This window comes from Rhizobium sp. GW821-FHT14E12 (genome assembly GCF_058803745.1).
In genome coordinates this window covers 220,202-241,515 of sequence record NZ_JBXAPH010000001.1, presented here as the reverse complement: position 1 = coordinate 241,515, position 21,314 = coordinate 220,202, and the positions used below count along the sequence as shown (strand labels likewise).

Here is a 21,314-nt window from a genome sequence, read left to right as displayed (position 1 = left end):
ATAATCACAATCAGACGTCGGCGGCAATCCGCGCGGAGACGATCGAGTCCGGATCCTTCACCGGCTCGCCGCGCTTGATCTTGTCGACATTGTCCATGCCGCTGATCACCTGGCCCCAGACCGAATACTGCTTGTTCAGCCAAGGCGCATCGGTGAAGCAGATGAAGAACTGCGAGTTGGCCGAGTTCGGGTTCTGCGAACGCGCCATCGAGCAGGTGCCGCGCGTATGCGTGGTGGCGGAAAATTCAGCCTTCAGGTCCGGCTTGGACGAGCCACCCGTACCGGCGCGAGCCGTATTGCCGCCGACCTTGCCATGCTCCACGTCGCCGGTCTGGGCCATGAAACCGTCGATGACGCGGTGGAAAACAACGCCGTCATAGGCTTTCTCGCGAGCGAGTTCCTTGATGCGCGCAACGTGCTCCGGAGCAACCTGCGGCAGAAGCTGAATGACAACTTCGCCCTTGGTGGTTTCCAGGATGAGGGTGTTTTCGGGATCCTTGATCTCAGCCATTTTCGTTTCCTCGTTCTATGTTTGATTGTGCATGATCCTGTCCAAAACCGCTTCACATTTTTGGGGATCATGTCGCTTGGCTTGGCATGATCTTATCCAAAAACCGCATGGCACTTTTTGGGATCATGCCTGTGAAATTACTTCTTGCTGACGGTGACCTTCAGCATCTTGTCCGGGTTGCTCACTTCGCCGTTCTGGCCTTCGCCGCGCTTTATCTTGTCGACGAGCTCCATGCCGGAGACGACCTTGCCGACGACCGTGTACTGACCGTTCAGGAAATCGCCATCGGCGAACATGATGAAAAATTGCGAATTGGCGGAATTCGGATCCTGGGCACGCGCCATGCCGATAACGCCGCGCGTAAACGGAACCTTCGAGAATTCGGCCGGAAGGTTGGGAAGATCGGAACCGCCGGTGCCGGCCTTGGCGGCATTGTAGCCCTTCGTCGTGTTGCCATACTGGACATCGCCGGTCTGGGCCATGAAGCCATCGATGACGCGGTGGAATACGACATTGTCATACGCACCCTTCTTCGCCAACGCTTCGATCTGCGCGACATGCTTCGGCGCAACTTCGGGCATCAACTCGATGACAACCGGGCCGTCCTTCAGCTGAATCGTCAGAAGATCGGTGGCCGCAGCCGAGATGGTGCTGCCTGCGAAGGCGGCGAGGCCGAGAAAGCCTGCCAATGCGATATGAAACAGTTTCATGGGTGCTCCGTTCGGGAAATGGATTTCGGCCTGCTTTTATTTGGCCGGATCTTTTAACTTGCCAGTCAGGGCTTCAAGAACCGCTGGCGGGACGAAGGCGCTGACATCGCCGCCCATGGAGGCGATCTGCCGCACCAATGTGGCGGTTATGGGCCGCGACGCCGTGCCGGCGGGCAGAAACAGGGTCTGAATATCCGGCGCCATCTGGCGGTTCATGCCCGCCATCTGCATTTCGTAATCGAGATCGGTGCCGTCGCGCAGGCCACGCACCAGAAGGCTCGCGCCATGCTTGCGCGCCGCATCGACCACCAGATTGTCGAAAGAGACGACGGAAATATCGACCGCCTTCTGCGGCAGTGCATCGGCAAGCGACCGATTGATCAGCTCGGCCCGTTCCTCGAAGGAAAAGAGGGGCTTTTTGCCGGGATGAATACCGATCGCGACAATCACCTTGGAGGCGACATTCAGCGCCTGCACGAGGACGTCCAGATGTCCGTTGGTCATGGGATCAAAGGATCCGGGATAAAAGGCTGTCGTCATACCAAGCCGGCTCGTTGTTTCGACGCCTTTTGTCACGGATAGCCCCTTCTCGCAAGTCATTTGCAACCCGGCGATGGCCTCTGAACGACAGATGAATGCAACGTTCAAGCCCGTTTCAGATCGACGATGCTTTACTCACCCCAACATCGAAACGGGCCGGCTCAATCGAGCCATCCGCCCCGGCTCAGGAATATCAGGCCATGCTGGTCCTCATCGTCGCAGTCGCCATTGTCGCCTCCATCCTCATCGAGCACATCGCTCACCTGTTCGCGAACAACTACGAAATCGAATGGGCTGCGCATACCGACAGGGAGGACAATATTTCTGCTCAAGAAATAATCATCGCCATGCGCAAAACGCATCGCGAATCTGAACGCCAGATGAACAAGGCATTCAAGGTTGCTTCAGATGGGCGTTGGTAAATAGAGGCCAACATATGGCGGAACCATTCACGAGCCGCTGCGTTAAAGTACGAACCTTAAATTTGCACATTGCTGTAAGAAGGAAACAGAGTATGCCCGACAAGATCACCCTTATTAACGTTGTTTGGATGACGATGATTTCCGGAATGCTTGCAGCAACGATCGCACTTTACGATCAAAAGCCTGACCAGTCGAAGATCTATGGTCCCTTTGCTTCGGCTCGTTCCTTTACCGCCTCCAGCCAATACTAAAGGGATCTGAACGCTAGTTCCACGAGAGGAAGGGAGCGATCATGTTCACGATATTAACGGTGCTTACGCTTTTCATTAGCTGCATGTTCGTTGTGTCTGTCGCATCCACCATATCGGCGCTCCATCGCGAAAGCGAAGAGAGTAAGAAGCTGAACAAGCGTCACGGAACACTCTGAACCCTCGGGTTCCTGACAATCTCCCCCACCCCGCGTGCGGCCCTCCAGGCGCCCGGGACCATTCAAACCGGACGCTCCCCAGCGTCCGGTTTTTTTCTATGCGGCAGCTGCACAGCGGAAATCATGAAATCGACAAAAGGTCGCACGCCTCCGGCAAATATTGCACCACCAAATGGTATGGTATGGTATAGTACCATACCATCTTTCTTCAAAAGAGGCTCATATGGAAACCCATAGGACAGAACGTGGGGCAGACCGGGTTAAGCAACTCGTGGAAAGTGCAGCGGAATTGTTCCTGGAACAGGGATATGACGCGGTTTCCATCGATATGGTGATATCCCGCTCCGGTGGTTCGCGGCGCAACGTCTATGATCATTTCGGCGGCAAGGAAGGGCTTTTCATAGAAGCGGTCACGCGGCTTTGCGCTGATCTTTCCGGCCCGCTCGAACTGCTTGAGATCCCCCACATTGGAGAGTTCGATAGAGCTCTCGCATCCTTCGGATGCAGCATTCTTGGTATCGTGCTTCAACCACAAACGCTCGCACTGCATCGCCTGATGGCATCCAAAGGCCATCAATTCCCGAGGCTCGCCCAGGCAATCTGGTTCGGAGGCCCGGAGAATGCCGCGCGTATACTGGCAAGCTGGATCGAACCAAAGCAAGCGGATGGCCAGTTTCGGGCAGACATCTCCGCGTTTGATTTGGCCGAACAGTTCCTGAGCATGCTGGTGATGGCGCCGCAGTTGCGCGGTCTCGTGGGGATTGATCGCAAGCCGTTGGATCAAGCAGCAATCGAGCGCCTGAGCGAATCTGCCGTCAAAACTTTTCTACAGGGTGCCATGACAAGGGAGACCAAAGGCCATGAGTAAATTCAAATGGAACCTGATACTTCCCTGGATTGTGGGAGTGTTCTTCGTGGCCGGAGGATTGGGCAATATCTTTGCATCCAATACCATTCTCGATGACTACCAGCGCTGGGGCTATCCCGAATGGTTTCATTACGTGACTGGCATAGTCGAGCTGGTTGCCGCCGCCCTCATCCTTCTGCGCTCCACTCGCCTTCTCGGCCTGGCGCTCGCCGCCACTATCATGCTCGCAGCGATCGCGACCGTGCTTGGACACGGCGAATATTCACATGCCATTGCTCCCGCGATCGTATTGGGCTTGGTGCTGCTGACAGGATGGACCACCTGGCGGACAGGTCTTGCCGCCTCTCGATAGGGCGGGTTGCAGGTTCATGCCGATGCTATCGAACAGACAAAAACGGCCGCCCGAAGGCGGCCGTTTTCCATTCAACTTATGAAGACTGCGAGCTATTCCTCGCTAGTCCCTTCGGCGTCGCTGGCAGGCGCCTCGGCCTCGCCATTCGGCACACCATCCTCAGCATCCGCCTCGACGGCGTCATCATCGCCTTCCGGCTCGCTGATGCGCTCGACCGAAACGACCTTTTCGTCCTTGGCCGTCGAGAAGATGGTGACGCCCTTGGTGGCGCGGCTGGCGATGCGAATACCGCCGACTGGAACACGGATCAGCTGACCGCCATCCGAGACCAGCATAATCTGATTGCTTTCTTCGACCGGGAAGGCGGCGACCAGTTCGCCGATCTCGGCAGTCTTCGACGTGTCGGTGGCGCGGATACCCTTGCCGCCACGGCCGGAGATACGGAAATCGTAAGAAGACGAACGCTTGCCGAAGCCCTTTTCCGAAACCGTCAGCACGAATTGCTCCAGTGCCTTCAGCTCTTCATAGCGCTCGTCGCTCAGCTGTCCCTCTTCGGTGACTTCCTCGCCAACCAGCGCAATTTCCTCTTCCTCGCCCGTGGTCGAGCGACGCTCGCTGGTGGAGCGCTTGAGATAGGCAGCACGCTCCCAAGGCTCGGCATCCACATGGTTGACGATTGTCATCGAAATAATGCTGTCGCCCGAGGCCAGCGAAATGCCGCGAACGCCGATGGAATTACGGCCGGCAAAGACGCGCACATCCGAAACCTGGAAGCGGATACACTGTCCAAGCGCCGTCGTCAGCAGCACGTCGTCATGCTCGGTGCAGGTCTCGACGGAGAGGATTTCATCGCCCTCCTCCTCCAGCTTCATGGCGATCTTGCCGTTGCGGTTCACCTGAACGAAATCCGACAGCTTGTTGCGGCGCACGGTGCCGCGCGTCGTCGAGAACATGACGTCGAGATTGTCCCAGCTCGTCTCGTCCTCGGGCAGCGGCATGATTGTGGTGATGCGTTCGCCGGGCTCCAGCGGCAGCATGTTGATCAGTGCCTTGCCGCGCGATGTCGGCGTGCCGATCGGCAGGCGCCAGACCTTTTCCTTATAGACGATGCCGCGCGACGAGAAGAACAGCACCGGCGTATGTGTATTGAGAACAAATAGCCGGGTAACGAAATCTTCGTCGCGCGTCGTCATTCCGGAGCGGCCCTTACCGCCGCGGCGCTGGGCGCGGTAGGTGGTGAGCGGCACGCGCTTGATGTAGCCGAGGTGCGAAACCGTGACGACCATGTCCTCACGGGCAATCAGATCCTCGTCGTCCATCTCGAGACCGCCATCGACGATCTCGGTGCGGCGCGGTGTGCCAAACTCGTCTCGAACGGCGATAAGCTCATCTTTTACAATGGTTTGGATGCGTACACGCGACGACAGGATATCGAGGTAATCCTTGATCTCGGCGCCGATCTTGTTGAGTTCGTCGCCGATTTCGTCGCGGCCGAGTGCCGTCAGGCGGGCAAGACGCAGCTCGAGAATGGCGCGCGCCTGCTCTTCCGAAAGATTGTAAGTGCGGTCTTCATTGATGCGGTGGCGCGGGTCATCGATTAGCCGGATAAGGGATTCGACATCTTCCGCAGGCCAGCGGCGGGTCATCAGCTCTTCACGCGCCGACTGCGGATCGGGAGCGCGGCGGATGACGCGGATGACTTCATCGATATTGGCGACGGCGATTGCCAGGCCGACCAGGACGTGGGCGCGTTCACGCGCCTTGCGCAGCAGGTACTTGGTGCGGCGGCTGACGACGTCTTCGCGGAAGGACACGAAGGCGCGCAGCATGTCGAGCAGGGTCAGCTGCTCCGGCTTGCCGCCATTCAAAGCCACCACGTTAGCGCCGAAAGACGTCTGCAGCGGCGTATAGCGGTAAAGCTGGTTCAGGATGACATCGGCATTGGCGTCGCGCTTCAACTCGACGACAACGCGGTAGCCCTGGCGGTCGGATTCGTCACGCAGATCGGAGATGCCTTCGATGCGCTTTTCGCGCACGAGTTCGGCCATCTTCTCGATCATCGTCGCCTTGTTCACCTGATAGGGAATTTCGGTGATAATGATCTGCTCGCGGTCGCCGCGCATCGGCTCGATCGCTGCGACGCCGCGCATGACGATGGAGCCACGCCCGGTTTCATAGGCCGAGCGGATACCGGCACGGCCGAGGATCTTGGCGCCTGTCGGGAAGTCCGGACCCGGAATGATCTGCATGATCTCCGGCAGCTCGATCGCCGGATTGTCGATCAGCGCGATACAGCCATCGATCACTTCGGACAAGTTATGCGGCGGAATATTGGTCGCCATACCGACAGCAATACCGCCAGAACCGTTGACAAGCAGGTTCGGGAACTTTGCCGGCACGACGACAGGCTCGCTCAGCGTGCCGTCATAGTTATCGCGGAAATCGACGGTATCCTTGTCGAGATCGTCGAGCAGCGAATGCGCCACCTTCTGCAGGCGGCATTCCGTGTAACGTTCAGCCGCCGGCGGATCGCCATCGACGGAACCGAAATTGCCCTGCCCGTCGATCAACGGCAGGCGAAGCGACCAGGGCTGCGCCATGCGGGCGAGCGCGTCGTAAATCGCGAGGTTACCGTGCGGATGGTATTTACCCATCACGTCACCGGTGACGCGGGCGCACTTCACATATTTCTTGTTCCAGTCGATCCCGAGTTCCGACATGCCATAGAGGATGCGTCGATGAACGGGCTTGAGACCATCGCGAACATCGGGAAGTGCGCGGCTGACGATCACGCTCATGGCGTAATCGAGGTACGACCGCTGCATTTCCTCCATGATGGAAATTGGCTCGATGCCTGGCGGGAGCTTCCCGCCGCCGGGTGGTGTTTGCTCAGTCAAAACAGATCACGATCTCTTTTAGAATCACTGCGAAATTTATAGCCGAAAGGCCCTGCGAGCGCCAATTTTGGCGGGTGCTTTTGAACAGGCTTTTGCCCTCTTAACCCGCTAAATCGAACATTTCCGTGGCAGCACGTCCCGGATTGGCCGCATTGCGCTTTGCGAAAGCCCATTCCTCGCATATCAATGGATCAACAACCATAGAAAACAAATGGCTGGGGACTATATGGCGAGCGCGGACACGCTAATCAATGCCTTCACGACGCTGCTTGTCACGGTCGATCCGCCAGGTCTCGCTCCGCTTTTCATCGGCCTCACGGCCGGCATGAACCGGGCCGAGCGCAAGCAGGTAGCCTTGCGTGGTTCGTTGATCGCCTTCTTCATCCTGGCTGCCTTCGCGCTGTTCGGCGCCAGCGTGCTCGGCATTCTCGGCATCTCCATCGGCGCCTTCCGCATTGCCGGCGGCCTGCTGCTCTTCTGGATCGCCTTCGAGATGGTGTTCGAAAAGCGGCAGGACCGGAAAGAGAAGACGACCGAGGTCGCGATCACCAAGGATCACATCCACAATATCGCGGTCTTCCCCCTCGCCTTGCCGCTGATCGCCGGCCCCGGTGCTATCTCTGCAACCATCCTGCTCGCCGGCTCGCTGCAAACCACGCTCGACCGGGCGCAGCTAATCGGCGTCATCGCCGTCAATCTCGGACTTGTCTTCGCGGCCCTTGCAATTTCCGACAGGCTCGACCGCATGCTGGGGGCAACGGGGCGCGCTATCCTGACCCGCCTGCTCGGCGTCATCCTCGCAGCACTTGCCGCCCAGTTTGTCGTGGACGGCGTGCGGTCCGCCCTCACGCTCGCATAGAAAAGCCCGCCGGAAAAGGCGAGCTGTTCAACTCAAGCCGATATAAGCTATCGATCAGGGCCGCTCGATCAAAACGGGATATCGTCGTCCAGGTCGCGCGAGAAATTGCTGCCAGCACCGCCGCCGCTTGCGGGAGCGCCACGGCTTGCACCAGCGCTGCGACCACCGCCGGATGACGGTGCGGGCTGACCGTAGTCGTCGCCGCCGTAGTCACCGCCACCAAAATCACCGCCGCCGCCACCACGATTACCGCCGCCACCGCCGCCTTCACCGCGGCCATCCAGCATGGTCAGCGTCGAATTGAAGCCCTGTAGCACGATTTCGGTCGAATACTTATCCTGGCCATTCTGATCCTGCCACTTGCGCGTCTGCAGAGCGCCTTCGATATAGACCTTGGCGCCCTTCTTCAAATATTGCTCGGCGACCTTGCAGAGACCTTCGTTGAAGATCACCACACGGTGCCATTCGGTCTTTTCCTTGCGTTCGCCGGAATTGCGATCGCGCCAGGTTTCCGATGTCGCGATGTTGAGATTGGCGATCGGACGGCCATCCTGCGTACGGCGAATTTCCGGGTCCGCCCCGAGATTTCCAACCAGAATTACCTTGTTCACACTACCGGCCATGACACCACCCTACTTGCCGCCCATCGACGGCTCTGAAATTCTATCCGCGCACCTTAGACTATTGCCGCCATCAGGTGCTATTTAAGCAATCATCCAAGGGAGCTTCATCCACAAGGAATTTTGTTCTTTCTTTGTTCTATTTTATCCCTATGATCCTGTCAACCGAATCGAAAACCTGGCGCTGCCCTTCATTTCAGCCTCGACTCACGGCTTGGCATCACTAAATAAGGGCAGACTCCAAGGGATAAGCGTAAGACGATGAGCGAGCTGAAGACTATTTCCATACGTGGTGCGCGCGAGCACAATCTCAAGGGCATCGATCTCGACCTGCCGCGCAACAAGCTGATTGTCATGACCGGCCTTTCCGGCTCGGGCAAGTCGTCGCTTGCCTTCGACACGATCTATGCCGAGGGACAGCGTCGTTATGTCGAGAGCTTGTCTGCCTATGCCCGGCAGTTTCTGGAGATGATGCAGAAGCCTGATGTCGACCAGATCGACGGCCTGTCGCCGGCGATTTCGATCGAGCAGAAGACCACGTCGCGCAATCCGCGCTCGACGGTCGGCACCGTCACCGAAATCTACGACTACATGCGCCTGCTGTTTGCCCGCGTCGGCGTGCCTTATTCGCCGGCCACCGGCCTGCCGATCGAGAGTCAGACGGTCAGCCAGATGGTCGACCGCGTGCTCGCCTACGAGGAAGGCACCAGGCTCTATATTCTCGCGCCGCTCGTGCGCGGTCGAAAGGGCGAATACAAGAAGGAACTGGCGGAGCTCATGAAAAAGGGCTTCCAGCGCGTCAAGGTCGATGGGCAGTTCTACGAGATCGCCGATGCGCCAACGCTCGACAAGAAATACAAGCACGATATCGACGTGGTCGTCGACCGCATCGTCGTCAGGCCCGACATGGCAGCTCGCCTGGCGGACAGCTTCGAAACCTCGTTGCGTCTCGCCGACGGCCTTGCTGTTGCGGAATTCGCCGACAAGCCGCTGCCGCCGGAGGAAACTTCCGCCGGTGGTTCGGCCAACAAGTCGCTGAACGAGACGCATGAGCGCGTGCTGTTTTCAGAAAAATTCGCCTGCCCGGTCTCCGGCTTCACCATTTCAGAAATCGAACCACGGCTGTTCTCGTTCAACAATCCCTTCGGCGCCTGTCCGTCCTGCGACGGTCTCGGCTCGCTGAAGAAGATCGACCCCGCGTTGATCGTGCCGGAACCGGAACGGACGTTGCGCGACGGCGCGATCTCTCCCTGGGCCAAATCGACCTCGCCCTATTACAATCAGACGCTGGAAGCGCTCGGCAAACATTACGGCTTCAAACTTGGCAGCCGCTGGAGTGACCTGTCGGATACGGCGAAGGACGTCATCCTCAACGGCACCGAGGACAAGATCGAGTTCCACTACGCCGACGGCGCGCGTTCCTATACGACCCACAAGAATTTCGAAGGCATTGTGCCGAACCTCGAACGGCGCTGGAAGGAAACGGATTCTGCCTGGGCGCGCGAGGAAATCGAGCGCTTCATGTCGGCCGCCCCCTGCCCGGCCTGCAACGGCTACCGCCTGAAGCCGGAAGCGCTGGCGGTCAAGATCAACAAGCTGCATATCAGCCAGGTCGCGGAGATGTCGATCCGGATTGCCCGCGACTGGTTCGATCTGCTGCCGGAGACTTTCACCGACAAGCAGAACGAGATTGCCGTCCGCATTCTCAAGGAAATCCGCGATCGCCTGCGCTTCCTCAACGATGTCGGCCTTGAATATCTGAGCCTGTCGCGCAATTCCGGCACGCTGTCCGGCGGCGAAAGCCAGCGTATCCGTCTGGCCTCGCAGATCGGCTCGGGCCTCACCGGCGTGCTCTACGTCCTCGACGAACCCTCGATCGGCCTGCATCAGCGCGACAATGCCCGCCTGCTGGAAACGCTGAAGCATCTGCGCGACATCGGCAACACGGTGATCGTCGTCGAACATGACGAGGATGCGATCATGACGGCGGACGACGTGGTCGATATCGGCCCCGCCGCCGGCATACATGGCGGCCAGGTGGTGGCGCATGGCACGCCGCAGGAAGTCATGGCCAATCCAAAGTCGCTGACCGGGAAATATCTCTCCGGCGAGCTCGGCGTGCCGGTTCCCGACGAACGTCGCAAGATCAAGAAGGGCAAGGAGATCAAGGTCGTCGGCGCCAGGGGCAACAACCTCAAGGACGTCACAGCCGCGATCCCGCTCGGCGTCTTTACCGCCGTTACCGGCGTTTCCGGCGGTGGCAAATCTACCTTCCTGATCGAGACGCTCTATAAGTCGGCCGCGCGCCGCGTCATGGGCGCACGCGAAATCCCGGCCGAACACGACCGGATCGACGGCTTCGAGCATATCGACAAGGTGATCGACATCGATCAGTCGCCGATCGGCCGCACGCCGCGCTCGAACCCGGCGACCTATACCGGCGCCTTCACACCGATCCGCGACTGGTTCGCCGGCCTGCCGGAAGCCAAGGCGCGGGGCTACCAACCGGGCCGCTTCTCCTTCAACGTCAAGGGCGGCCGCTGCGAGGCCTGCCAGGGCGACGGTGTCATCAAGATCGAGATGCACTTCCTGCCCGACGTCTACGTCACCTGCGACGTCTGCCACGGCAAGCGCTACAACAGGGAAACGCTGGACGTCACCTTCAAGACCAAGTCGATTGCCGATGTGCTCGACATGACGGTCGAGGAAGGCGTCGATTTCTTCGCCGCCGTTCCCGCCGTGCGCGACAAGCTGCAGTCCCTGAAGGATGTCGGTCTCGGCTATATCAAGGTCGGCCAGCAGGCCAATACGCTTTCGGGCGGCGAGGCACAGCGCGTCAAGCTAGCCAAGGAACTGTCGAAGCGATCGACGGGCCGCACGCTTTACATTCTCGACGAACCGACCACCGGGCTGCATTTCCACGATGTCGCCAAGCTTCTGGAGATGCTGCACGAGCTGGTCAACCAGGGCAATTCGGTTGTCGTCATCGAGCACAATCTCGAAGTCATCAAGACGGCCGACTGGATCCTCGACTTCGGCCCCGAAGGCGGCGACGGCGGCGGCGAGATCGTTGCCACGGGCACGCCGGAGACGATCGTCAAGGAGAAGCGCTCCTATACCGGCCAGTTCCTCAAGGAATTGCTGGAGCGGCGGCCGATGAAAAAAGTGGTAGCGGCGGAGTGATCTAGCCGCGCCCAATCAATGGAGGAGAGAATGACCAAAACCGGCACGATCCGAACCGGCATTGGCGGCTGGACGTTTGAGCCGTGGCGCGGGACATTCTATCCCGACACGCTGAAGCAAAAGGAAGAACTCAATTTCGCCAGTCGCCAGCTAAAGGTGATCGAAGTCAACGGCACCTATTACAGCACGCAAAAGCCTGAGGTTTTTGCCAAATGGGCCGCCGACGTGCCGGATGGTTTCATCTTCTCGCTCAAGGCGACACGTTTCGTCACCAATCGGCGCGTGCTTGCCGAAGCAGGTGAATCCATGCAGCGTTTTCTCGACTCCGGCATCAGTGAACTGGGCGATCATCTCGGCCCGCTGCTCTGGCAGTTCGCTCCGACCAAGAAGTTCGATCCGGATGATTTCGAGGCGTTTCTAAAGCTGCTGCCGGGCAAGCAGGATGGCTTGGCGCTGAGGCATGTGGTTGAGGTTCGGCATGACTCGTTCAAGGTGCCGGAATTCATCGCCCTGCTCGCCAAATACAATATCGCGCCGGTTTGCGCCGAGCATTTCGAATATCCGATGATCGCCGATGTAACCGCCGATTTCGTTTATGCTCGTCTGCAGAAAGGGTCCGATGAGATCAAGACCTGCTATCCGCCGAAAGACTTGAAAGCCTGGGCAAAGCGGCTGGAAACCTGGGCCGAGGGTGAGATACCCGATGATCTGCCTTTGATCGACGAGGCTCGCAAGGTCAAGGCCGAGCCGCGCGACGTCTTCGCCTTCATGATCCATGAGGGCAAGGTCAATGCGCCGCATGGCGCGATCGCGCTACAGGAAGAAGTCGCGAAATAGCATCCCTCAAACAGGCGTGACGTGGGCGACTAGATCTTCCGCCGTCAGTCCTTTTCCGGCGCGCTGCCCGGCGGCGCCATGCAGCCAGACACCGGCGGCTGCCGCTTCGAAGGCGGGCGCTCCCTGCGCCATCAGTCCGCCGATGATGCCGGCCAGCACATCACCGGAGCCGGCGGTGGCAAGCCATGGCGGGGCATTGGCATTGATCAGCGCCCGGCCATCGGGTGCCGCGATGACGCTATCGGCACCCTTATAGATAATCGCGGCATGCGCCCGCGCCGCCGCCGCTCTGGCCTTGTCCACCTTGCTTAGCGCGCCATCGGTGGCGATATCGGGAAAGAGGCGGGCGAATTCACCCTCATGCGGCGTCAGCACCAAACGCGTCGGGCCATCCGCAAAGGCGTCGAACAGGCGTTGCGGGTCGTCGCGAAACGAGGTGATGCCGTCGGCGTCCAACACCAGATGGCGGTCACTTAGGGCCAAAGCAAATTGTCGAGCCTTCTCGCCAGCACCGAAGCCGGGACCAAGGACGAAGGTCGAAAGGCGCTTGTCAGCTAGCCACTCACGCAAAGACACCTCGTCCTCGACGGCGTGCAGCATGATTGCCGTCAGCATGCCGGCATTGACCGCCAGTGCCTGTTCCGGTGAGGCGATGGTGACGAGCCCTGCCCCCGCCTTCAACCCGGCCATGGCCGACATGCGCGCCGCGCCCGTAGCCGTCGCGCCGCCGGAAAAGACGACGAGGTGGCCGCGCTTGTATTTGTGGGTGTCGCTGGCCGCCGTTGGCAGGTTCGCCAGCCATTGCGCCGGCGTATTCTCCGCAAGCATGCCATTCGCATGGGCACGGACAATGCGCGCGGGAATGCCGATGTCGAAGATCTCCAGAACACCGCAAAGCTCCCGTCCCGGCATCAGCAGATGGCCAGGCTTACGGGTCATGAATGTGACCGTGCATTCGGCGCGGAAAGCAGTACCAAGCACCTGACCGCTGCGACCATCGAGGCCGGAGGGCAAGTCAACAGTAATGACGGGAATACCGGCTTCGGTAACCCGCGCGATAATCGCGGCAACCTGATCGGAGACGGGACGGGAGAGACCGGCGCCGAGGATGGCGTCAATGACCACATCGCCGGCGCGCGGCAGATAGCGCTCCAACGCCTCTCCTGCGACAGGGCAATCGGCAAAGGCGCGAGCGGCATCGCCTTTGAGCGTTTTCGGATCGCCTAGATGAAAGAGCAGGACCTCCGCGCCGCTTTGCCGGAGCGCGCGCGCCGCCACATAGCCGTCGCCGCCATTGTTGCCAGGCCCGCACAGCACGACATATCTCAAGATTCCGGGGAAATGCCGAAGGGCGCTCGCGGCCACCGCCTGCCCTGCCTTTTCCATGAGGCCATAGGAATCGATACCCGACGCGGCCGCTGCGCGATCGACGGCAGCCATATCATCAGGTGAGAGAAGCAGATCGGCGAGCGGTAACATCATGATGGACCACATTGAATCCGAAACCTGCCTGAAAAACAACCGTCATTCGGCTGGGCGATTTGATCGAAAATTATGCATATGCTTAAAATAACTCCATCAACCACAGGCACCCCGCCAAGGCACGATTGTGAGAGTTGAGGCACTTTTTCGCAAAAATATGCTTATCCCGCCCAATTTTGTGCGAAATCGCTTTCATTTTCTCCAAAAATCCTCATCAATCCGGGGTCTCGGCGTCAATTCGCCGGGATTTTTCGCAGCGGATCACTCTGAACTGGCATGATACGTGCATCACGTTGGCCGAGCGGGGAGTAGTCCTGCTGTAACAGGAAAAGCGGAGAGACATTTTCTCATGAAAAAGATCGAAGCGATCATTAAGCCTTTCAAGCTCGACGAAGTGAAGGAAGCCCTTCAGGAAGTCGGCTTGCAGGGCATCACCGTCACGGAAGCGAAGGGCTTCGGTCGTCAGAAAGGCCACACGGAACTTTACCGTGGTGCTGAATACGTCGTTGACTTCCTGCCGAAGGTGAAGGTCGAAGTCGTATTGGCGGACGAAAACGCGGAGGCGGTGATCGACGCTATCCGCAAGGCAGCACAGACCGGCCGTATCGGCGACGGAAAGATTTTCGTCTCCAATGTGGAAGAGGTCATTCGAATCCGCACCGGTGAAACTGGCATAGACGCCATTTAACCCGCCCGGCCTTTTGGCCGCGGCTAAAAATCGTCATCTAAGTCAAGGGAAGAGAAATTTAATGACGACGGCAAGCGAAATTCTCAAGCAGATCAAGGACAACGACGTCAAGTTCGTTGACTTGCGCTTCACCGACCCCAAGGGCAAGTTGCAGCATGTCACGATGGACATCGTCTGCGTCGATGAAGACATGTTCGCCGATGGCGTCATGTTCGACGGCTCCTCGATTGCGGGCTGGAAGGCCATCAACGAATCCGACATGGTGCTGATGCCGGATACCGAAACGGTTCACATGGATCCGTTCTTCGCGCAGTCCACCATGGTCATCCTCTGTGACATTCTCGACCCGGTCTCGGGCGAAGCCTACAACCGCGATCCGCGCGGTACCGCCAAGAAGGCCGAAGCTTACCTCAAGGCATCCGGCATCGGCGACACCGCCTTCTTCGGTCCGGAAGCCGAATTCTTCGTCTTCGACGACGTCAAGTACAAGGCCGATCCGTACAACACCGGTTTCAAGCTGGACTCGAGCGAACTGCCGTCGAACGACGACACCGACTATGAGACCGGCAACCTCGGCCACCGCCCGCGCGTCAAGGGCGGCTATTTCCCGGTTCCGCCGGTCGACAGCGCCCAGGACATGCGTTCGGAAATGCTGACGGTTCTCGGCGAAATGGGCGTCACCGTCGAAAAGCATCACCACGAAGTTGCCGCCGCTCAGCACGAACTTGGCATCAAGTTCGACACGCTGGTGCGCAACGCCGACAAGATGCAGATCTACAAGTATGTCGTTCATCAGGTCGCCAATGCCTACGGCAAGACGGCAACCTTCATGCCGAAGCCGATTTTCGGCGACAATGGTTCGGGCATGCACGTTCACCAGTCGATCTGGAAGGCCGGCAAGCCGACCTTTGCGGGCGACGAATATGCAGGCCTCTCCGAGAGCTGCCTCTACTATATCGGCGGCATCATCAAGCACGCCAAGGCGCTCAACGCCTTCACCAACCCGTCGACGAACTCCTACAAGCGTCTCGTCCCGGGTTACGAAGCTCCGGTTCTGCTCGCCTACTCTGCGCGCAACCGTTCGGCTTCTTGCCGTATTCCCTTTGGCACCAATCCAAAGGCAAAGCGCGTCGAAGTCCGCTTCCCTGACCCGACCGCGAACCCCTATCTCGGCTTCGCCGCCATGCTGATGGCCGGCCTCGACGGCATCAAGAACAAGATCCATCCGGGCAAGGCCATGGACAAGGATCTGTACGATCTGCCTCCGAAGGAGTTGAAGAAGATCCCGACGGTTTGCGGATCGCTGCGCGAAGCGCTCGAAAGCCTGGACAAGGATCGCAAGTTCCTGACCGCCGGCGGCGTCTTCGACGACGACCAGATCGACGCGTTCATCGAACTGAAGATGCAGGAAGTCATGCGCTTCGAAATGACCCCGCATCCGGTCGAATACGACATGTACTATTCGGCATAAGAGCCGAAGCGAAAGCCCCGGTTCGCCGGGGCTTTTTCATTACCGGCAAGCGTGAGGCAGGCATTTCTCGGTCACGACTGCCTCACTGGATGTCACATTTCGTGCATCGCATGATCGAACGATCAGGGTACGATACGCGTTAATCGAATGTGACGGCTACATGAAGGAATCGGGGCAAAATCCTTGATATCGGCGGTGAAACTCACCACATGATTGCTTGAAAGGAAGTCGCGCCATGAAACAACGCAACGCAAAGTTCAATATAGGCGACGTGGTTCGACACCGGATGTTCCCATTTCGCGGTGTCATCTTCGACGTCGATCCGGAATTCGCCAATACCGAAGAATGGTGGAATTCCATTCCGATGGAAGTGCGGCCCAGCAAGGACCAGCCCTTTTATCACCTTCTCGCCGAAAACGACGAGACAGAGTATGTCGCATACGTATCCGAGCAGAACCTGATCAATGACGAGAGCGGCGTTCCGCTCCGCAACCCACAGATCGCTCAGATTTTCGACCAGGCGCCCACGGGTGAGCTCAAGCCCAAGATGAGCCTCGCGCATTAAGCGCCTATTTTATAACAGGTTTCCCGAAGGGAAGACGCTCCCAACGTCTTCCCTTTCGTTTTGAGCGGTTCACCTTTCATCAGACCGGTGCCGCAATAGAAAAAGCCCGGCTCGCGCCGGGCTTTTTCATGAAATATAATAGGTGCCGCAGCTTACTGCTTGGCAGCCTTCTGAGCGTCTTCGAGCTTCTTGCGAGCTTCCTCAGCCTTCTTCTGCATGCTGTCCTGCAGGCTCTTCTGGCTTTCGGCCAGCTTCGAGTCGGAGATGGCAGCGCCGTCAAAGGCAGCGCCGAAACCGGTCAGCGAAATCTTGATCGGGTTCGGAGCGCGACGGAAGTTGATCGAGGTAAAGGTCACGTCCGTGCCCTTCTTCAAAGCAGCGATCATGGCGTCGGTCACCGGCACTTCGGCCGTGCACTTGTCCGGCAGGCAGACAGCGTAATCGAGCTTCTGGCCCTTGCCGCCATCGATCTGCATGGTGATGCCCGGAGGGATCAGACGTGCGGTCGGAACGGAAATCTGCAGGATCTTGCGGTTGACCTTGCCGTCGACCGAGATGAGGCCGACTGCCGTCACGAGCTGACCATTGTTGGCCATCATGAGGTTTTGAACGATGCAGATATCGGCATCATCCTGCTTGGTGCAGGTCTTGTACCAGCCTAGGCGCGGCTGGCTGGCGTCGCCGCCACCGTCAGCAGGGGCCGCGCCGGAAGCGTCCTGAGCGAAGGCAGCAGCCGGAAGCGCCGCACCGATCATGAGAGCCAGAGCAGACAGACCTGCCCGCGTTTTGTTGTCAGTCTTGAACGTCATAGCGAAACCGCCTCCTGAAATCCGATGCGGGACGACAGCCTGTCGCCCCATGCCAACCGGGTCAAACTACCGTCCACCTGTCGAAAGATTGAGGCAAATGCATGACCCGGGAAACCCGGGACTCCTGTTACATCGCACAGGCGAGGATATCCAGCTTTTCTTTGGTCTTTTCTGCTGAGACCCAAGAATTCCCCGGACGCGTGTTGAATTCGGCACTGTCATGATAAGGTCCGGCAGAATCATACCCCTTACCGGAAAGGATGCCATGCAAGCGCTCCGGATCGCTACTCTCCTGTTCTTCGCAGCATTCTGCAACGTGGCGGCCGCCCAGCCGCTCTACGGCATCGCAATGCATGGAGATCCTGCCCTGCCAGCGGACTATACGCATTTCCCCTACGTCAAACCGGACGTCAAGAAGGGCGGTCGTATCAGCTATGGCGTCGTCGGCACTTTCGACAATCTCAATCCCTTCATTCTGAAAAGCATGCGCACGACGGCGCGCGGCATGTGGGATCCGGATTACGGCAATCTCATCTACGAATCGCTGATGCAGCGCTCGCGCGACGAGCCCTTTACCCTTTATGGGCTGCTGGCGCAGACGGTCGAATGGGATGAGAGCCGCAGCTTCATCCAGTTCAACCTCAATCCGAGCGCCAAATGGTCGGACGGGCAGCCGGTGACGCCGGAAGATGTGATTTTCACCTTCGAGCTCCTGCGCGACAAGGGCCGCGTGGTCTTCTCATCCCCGCTGCAGGCGGTCGACAAGATGGAGAAGGTCGGCGAGCATGGCGTGCGGATCCACTTCAACGATAAGGCGAATCGCGAAACGCCGCTGATCATCGCGTCGTCACTGCCGATCCTGCCGAAACATGTCATCGATCCGGAAGGCTTCGACCGGACCACACTGGCCATTCCCGTCGGCTCCGGCCCCTATAAGGTAAAGAGCATCGATCCGGGCCAGCGTATCATCTACCAGCGCAATCCCGATTATTGGGGCAAGGATATTCCCGCAAAGGTCGGCGTCGACAATTACGACGAGATATCGGTCACCTATTTCCTGCAGGAGACCACGCTATTCGAAGCTTTCAAGAAGGGCGATATCGACGTCTATCCCGACGGAAGCCCAGGCCACTGGCAACAGGCCTATGACTTCCCGGCAGCCACCTCCGGCGCCGTCATCAAGGACGTTTTCAAGCCGAAGTTGCCGAGCGGCATGTTCGGTTTCGTCTTCAATACGCGCCGGCCGATCTTCTCCGACAAGAAGGTGCGGCAAGGCCTGACACTTGCCTTCGATTTCGAATGGGTCAACCGCAGCCTTTCCTCGAACGCCTATACGCGCACGCAGAGCTACTGGCAGAACTCCGATCTTTCGTCGCTCGGCATGCCCGCCGATGCGCGCGAGCTGGCCATGCTCGGCCCGATCAAGGACCGCATCGATGCCGATGTGCTCGACGGCACCTACAGGCTGCCCGTCAGCGACGGGTCAGGCCGCGATCGCGCCATCCTGCGCAAGGCCGTCGATCTGCTCAAGCAGGGCGGCTACACGATCAAAGGCGAGAAAATGGTCGATAGTGCCGGGCGCCAGCTCAGCTTCGAGATCATGACGCAGAACCCCGATCAGGAACGCATCGCGATCGCCTATCGCCGGTCGCTGTCGCTGCTCGGCATCTCTGTGACGATCCGCACCGTCGATGATTCGCAATATCAGCTCCGGACGATCAGCTTCGATTACGACATGATCCTCAAAGCCTACCCCTCATCGCTGTCGCCAGGCATCGAGCAGGTGGGACGCTGGAGCTCCGCCGCCGCAAAGGCTGAAGGCAGCCTCAATTTCGCTGGTGTCGCTGATCCCGATGTCGATACTTTGATGGATCATTTCCTGACGGCCCATTCCGCCGAGGATTTCCGTGACGCGGTGCGCTCCTTCGACCGCATCTTGATTTCCGGCTACTACGTCCTGCCGCTCTATCATATCGGCCAGCAATGGGTGGCACGGCGCAGCCGCATCGCCCATCCCGATGTGCTGCCGCTCTACGGCTATCAATTGCCGACATGGTGGGACGCTTCGGTGCAATAGGGCACTGAAGCCGCCAAAATGTTGCCGGTTCCCTTTCGGTAACCGGTTGAAGCCTCCGGCTGGAAAGCCTAGATGGGATCTTTGGCCGATAAAGCGGAAGGACACGGACCATGGAACGCATCACGATCGATATCGTCTCGGACGTCGTATGTCCCTGGTGCTATCTCGGCAAGGCGCGGCTAGAGCTGGCGATCGCCGAGGTGCAGGACGAGGTGGGCGTAGATCTCAACTGGCGCCCCTATCGGCTCAATCCCGAATATCCGCCCGAGGGCGTCGACCAGAAGAAGGCGCTGGCGCAGAAGCTCGGCGGCGAGGAGCGTGTCGCGCAGGCGCACAAGATGCTGAGCGATCTCGGCCGCGAAGTCGGCATCAAGTTCGATTTCGACGCCATCAAGATCGGCCCGAATACGCTGGACGCACACCGCCTCATCCATTGGGCCGGGACCGAAAACCGCGAAAAGCAGGAAAAGGTGGTCAACGCCCTGTTCAAGGCCAATTTCGAGGAGGGCCGTAATGTCGGCGACCATACCGTGCTGCTGGATATCGCCGAAAAGGCCGGCCTCGACCGCTCCGTCATCGCCACGCTGCTCGCCTCCGACGCCGACCGTGATCTGCTGATCGGCGAAATCGAGGCCGCCCAGAAGATCGGCGTCACCGGTGTCCCCTTCTTCATCTTCGACCAACAATACGCCGTCAGCGGCGCGCAGACACCGGATGTGCTCGTTGGGGCGTTGAGGGATATCGCCAAGATGAAGGCTGAGGCGCGGGCGGGGATGAATTGAACAGCGTCTACAGATTTTAACCTTCATACGGAAGGTCACGGCTGCTTCATGAAAGAGTTGAAGGCCGCTTTGCGCTCCCCATTTCTGTCGTTCGCGCGGCCTAGGCGAATACCGAAAGCAGCCCTTCTGCTTTGGTCGGTGCTGCGACCGAAATTTAGCCCCCTCTTTGCCGTTAGAGGCACTCGGGCACGTTCTTGAAAGCTGCCGGTCAACTCATGGCGCTGGAACGACTATCCTGGGTGTTAAGAGGGCGATGTGCGGCGATCGAGCTAATGGCTTTACGGCTCACCTACTGCGGCTGCTCTTCATGATTGCGATCGAGGTCACATAAGTTTCGCGGACAGGAATTCTATGAAGCGCTGGGTCTTGGCCGGAATAAGTCGCGTTTCGGTGACGGCATAGATGCTGACTTCTGACCCCTGCCAGTCGGACAGAACGCGTCGGAGGCGGCCTGACGCTAAGTCTTCGGCGACGATCCTCTCGGGAAGAAGGGCGATACCTTGATGGTTGACCGCGAGGGTACGGATCATCCCAACGCTGTTGAGTGTAAACCGACCGTGAACGGCGGTCTCCACCTCAACCTTGCTCACCCCTTGATGCAAGGTCCAGGTCGAAACCTTCGGCATGCAGATGCATTCGTGCTCCGCCAGGTCCGCCGGTGTGGCGGGCTCGCCTGACGCTTCGATATAGCCAGGGGACGCATAGAGGTAGCGCGAATGCCTCCCGATCAGGCGGGCGATCAGACCGGAATCTTCCAGTTTGCCGATGCGGATCGCCACATCGAAAGGCTCCGTTACCAGATCGACGCGGCGTGGGGTTAAGTCAAACTCGAATGTGATACCGGGGTAGTGCCCCGCAAAATCGGCGATGATCGGCGTGAGGTAATGAGTGGCCAGATCGACCGGCAACGAAACGCGGAGGACGCCGCTCGGCTGCTCAAGCATCTCGCCGAGCTGCTCGTGCACCAGCCGTGCCTCGTCGACGATCCGCCTGCTCCGTGCGTAGTAAAGCTGGCCCGCCTCCGTGAGTTCGATCTTGCGGGTCGTGCGATGCAGCAGCCTCAGACCGATTGCCTTCTCCAACTCGCTGATACGGCGTGACAGCGTGGAGTTGGGAATGCCCGCAGCCTCCGCCGCCTTACGGAAACTTTTGGCTCTCGCCACCTCGACGAATAGCGCCATGTCATTCAGATGGTTCATACCATTGCCCCATTA

20 protein-coding genes are annotated in these 21,314 nt (G+C 58.9%); 12 read left to right on the top strand and 8 right to left on the bottom strand.

Features of this window, described 5'->3' with window-relative positions:
- Positions 1-10 precede the first annotated feature (10 nt).
- The 3 genes from AC1RO0_RS01220 to coaD all read right to left on the bottom strand — a co-directional run bounded on the left by AC1RO0_RS01220 (position 11) and on the right by coaD (position 1,761).
- The gene (locus AC1RO0_RS01220) at positions 11-511 is read right to left on the bottom strand and encodes a peptidylprolyl isomerase (protein ID WP_153365644.1); all 501 of its coding nucleotides are present in this window, start codon (positions 509-511) and stop codon (positions 11-13) included.
- 137 nt (positions 512-648) lie between these two features.
- Positions 649-1,221, bottom strand: a complete 573-nt coding sequence (locus tag AC1RO0_RS01215; RefSeq protein ID WP_498591152.1) for a peptidylprolyl isomerase — start codon at positions 1,219-1,221, stop codon at positions 649-651.
- A gap of 36 nt (positions 1,222-1,257) precedes the next feature.
- Positions 1,258-1,761 (bottom strand): pantetheine-phosphate adenylyltransferase, encoded by a 504-nt coding sequence (gene coaD, locus AC1RO0_RS01210; protein ID WP_498591151.1) that lies wholly within the window; start codon positions 1,759-1,761, stop codon positions 1,258-1,260.
- A 95-nt stretch (positions 1,762-1,856) separates the two neighbouring features.
- On the opposite strand from coaD, the gene AC1RO0_RS01205 reads away from it, so the two are divergent.
- The 4 genes from AC1RO0_RS01205 to AC1RO0_RS01190 all read left to right on the top strand — a co-directional run bounded on the left by AC1RO0_RS01205 (position 1,857) and on the right by AC1RO0_RS01190 (position 3,830).
- A complete protein-coding gene (locus AC1RO0_RS01205; protein ID WP_498591150.1) occupies positions 1,857-2,183 on the top strand; it encodes a hypothetical protein in 327 nt (108 codons plus the stop codon).
- A gap of 92 nt (positions 2,184-2,275) precedes the next feature.
- On the top strand, positions 2,276-2,434 hold the full coding sequence (locus AC1RO0_RS01200; RefSeq protein WP_007696021.1) for a hypothetical protein: 159 nt from the start codon (positions 2,276-2,278) through the stop codon (positions 2,432-2,434).
- 399 nt (positions 2,435-2,833) lie between these two features.
- A complete protein-coding gene (locus AC1RO0_RS01195) occupies positions 2,834-3,478 on the top strand; it encodes a TetR/AcrR family transcriptional regulator (RefSeq protein ID WP_498591149.1) in 645 nt (214 codons plus the stop codon).
- Positions 3,471-3,830 carry a DoxX family protein gene (locus AC1RO0_RS01190; RefSeq protein ID WP_498591148.1) on the top strand — a complete coding sequence of 120 codons (360 nt, stop codon included), beginning with the start codon at positions 3,471-3,473 and terminating at the stop codon, positions 3,828-3,830. The genes AC1RO0_RS01195 and AC1RO0_RS01190 overlap by 8 nt, the downstream gene beginning before the upstream one ends.
- 92 nt (positions 3,831-3,922) lie before the next feature.
- Here AC1RO0_RS01190 and gyrA read toward each other — a convergent pair whose 3' ends face one another.
- On the bottom strand, positions 3,923-6,727 hold the full coding sequence (gyrA, locus tag AC1RO0_RS01185) for a DNA gyrase subunit A (protein ID WP_498591147.1): 2,805 nt from the start codon (positions 6,725-6,727) through the stop codon (positions 3,923-3,925).
- Between the two features lie 226 nt (positions 6,728-6,953).
- On the opposite strand from gyrA, the gene AC1RO0_RS01180 reads away from it, so the two are divergent.
- On the top strand, positions 6,954-7,586 hold the full coding sequence (locus tag AC1RO0_RS01180; protein WP_498592352.1) for a MarC family protein: 633 nt from the start codon (positions 6,954-6,956) through the stop codon (positions 7,584-7,586).
- A gap of 68 nt (positions 7,587-7,654) precedes the next feature.
- On the opposite strand, the gene AC1RO0_RS01175 is transcribed toward AC1RO0_RS01180, so the two are convergent.
- Complete coding sequence (locus AC1RO0_RS01175; protein WP_498591146.1) at positions 7,655-8,209, bottom strand: single-stranded DNA-binding protein; 555 nt, start codon at positions 8,207-8,209, stop codon at positions 7,655-7,657.
- Between the two features lie 258 nt (positions 8,210-8,467).
- Between AC1RO0_RS01175 and uvrA the strand changes: the two genes are divergently transcribed.
- Both uvrA and AC1RO0_RS01165 read left to right on the top strand, forming a co-directional pair.
- Positions 8,468-11,389 (top strand): excinuclease ABC subunit UvrA, encoded by a 2,922-nt coding sequence (gene uvrA / locus AC1RO0_RS01170; protein WP_498591145.1) that lies wholly within the window; start codon positions 8,468-8,470, stop codon positions 11,387-11,389.
- A 30-nt stretch (positions 11,390-11,419) separates the two neighbouring features.
- On the top strand, positions 11,420-12,226 hold the full coding sequence (locus AC1RO0_RS01165) for a DUF72 domain-containing protein (protein ID WP_498591144.1): 807 nt from the start codon (positions 11,420-11,422) through the stop codon (positions 12,224-12,226).
- A 6-nt stretch (positions 12,227-12,232) separates the two neighbouring features.
- Here the strand turns inward: AC1RO0_RS01165 and AC1RO0_RS01160 are convergent, their stop codons facing one another.
- The gene (locus AC1RO0_RS01160; protein WP_498592351.1) at positions 12,233-13,708 is read right to left on the bottom strand and encodes an NAD(P)H-hydrate dehydratase; all 1,476 of its coding nucleotides are present in this window, start codon (positions 13,706-13,708) and stop codon (positions 12,233-12,235) included.
- A 349-nt stretch (positions 13,709-14,057) separates the two neighbouring features.
- Between AC1RO0_RS01160 and AC1RO0_RS01155 the strand changes: the two genes are divergently transcribed.
- From AC1RO0_RS01155 to hspQ, 3 genes are all read left to right on the top strand, one after another.
- Positions 14,058-14,396 carry a P-II family nitrogen regulator gene (locus AC1RO0_RS01155; RefSeq protein ID WP_003539626.1) on the top strand — a complete coding sequence of 113 codons (339 nt, stop codon included), beginning with the start codon at positions 14,058-14,060 and terminating at the stop codon, positions 14,394-14,396.
- A 61-nt stretch (positions 14,397-14,457) separates the two neighbouring features.
- Positions 14,458-15,867: a type I glutamate--ammonia ligase gene (gene glnA / locus AC1RO0_RS01150; RefSeq protein ID WP_007693550.1), complete on the top strand. Its 1,410-nt coding sequence runs from the start codon at positions 14,458-14,460 to the stop codon at positions 15,865-15,867.
- 235 nt (positions 15,868-16,102) lie between these two features.
- Complete coding sequence (gene hspQ, locus AC1RO0_RS01145) at positions 16,103-16,432, top strand: heat shock protein HspQ (protein ID WP_007693548.1); 330 nt, start codon at positions 16,103-16,105, stop codon at positions 16,430-16,432.
- A 152-nt stretch (positions 16,433-16,584) separates the two neighbouring features.
- Here hspQ and AC1RO0_RS01140 read toward each other — a convergent pair whose 3' ends face one another.
- On the bottom strand, positions 16,585-17,241 hold the full coding sequence (locus AC1RO0_RS01140; RefSeq protein WP_498591143.1) for an invasion associated locus B family protein: 657 nt from the start codon (positions 17,239-17,241) through the stop codon (positions 16,585-16,587).
- Positions 17,242-17,506: 265 nt separating this feature from the next.
- On the opposite strand from AC1RO0_RS01140, the gene AC1RO0_RS01135 reads away from it, so the two are divergent.
- Together AC1RO0_RS01135 and AC1RO0_RS01130 are read left to right on the top strand one after the other, a co-directional pair.
- The gene (locus AC1RO0_RS01135) at positions 17,507-19,318 is read left to right on the top strand and encodes an extracellular solute-binding protein (RefSeq protein WP_498591142.1); all 1,812 of its coding nucleotides are present in this window, start codon (positions 17,507-17,509) and stop codon (positions 19,316-19,318) included.
- 110 nt (positions 19,319-19,428) lie between these two features.
- Positions 19,429-20,100, top strand: coding sequence for a DsbA family oxidoreductase (locus AC1RO0_RS01130; RefSeq protein WP_498591141.1), 672 nt, complete (start codon positions 19,429-19,431; stop codon positions 20,098-20,100).
- A 323-nt stretch (positions 20,101-20,423) separates the two neighbouring features.
- Here the strand turns inward: AC1RO0_RS01130 and AC1RO0_RS01125 are convergent, their stop codons facing one another.
- A complete protein-coding gene (locus AC1RO0_RS01125) occupies positions 20,424-21,299 on the bottom strand; it encodes a LysR family transcriptional regulator (RefSeq protein ID WP_498591140.1) in 876 nt (291 codons plus the stop codon).
- Positions 21,300-21,314 lie beyond the last annotated feature (15 nt).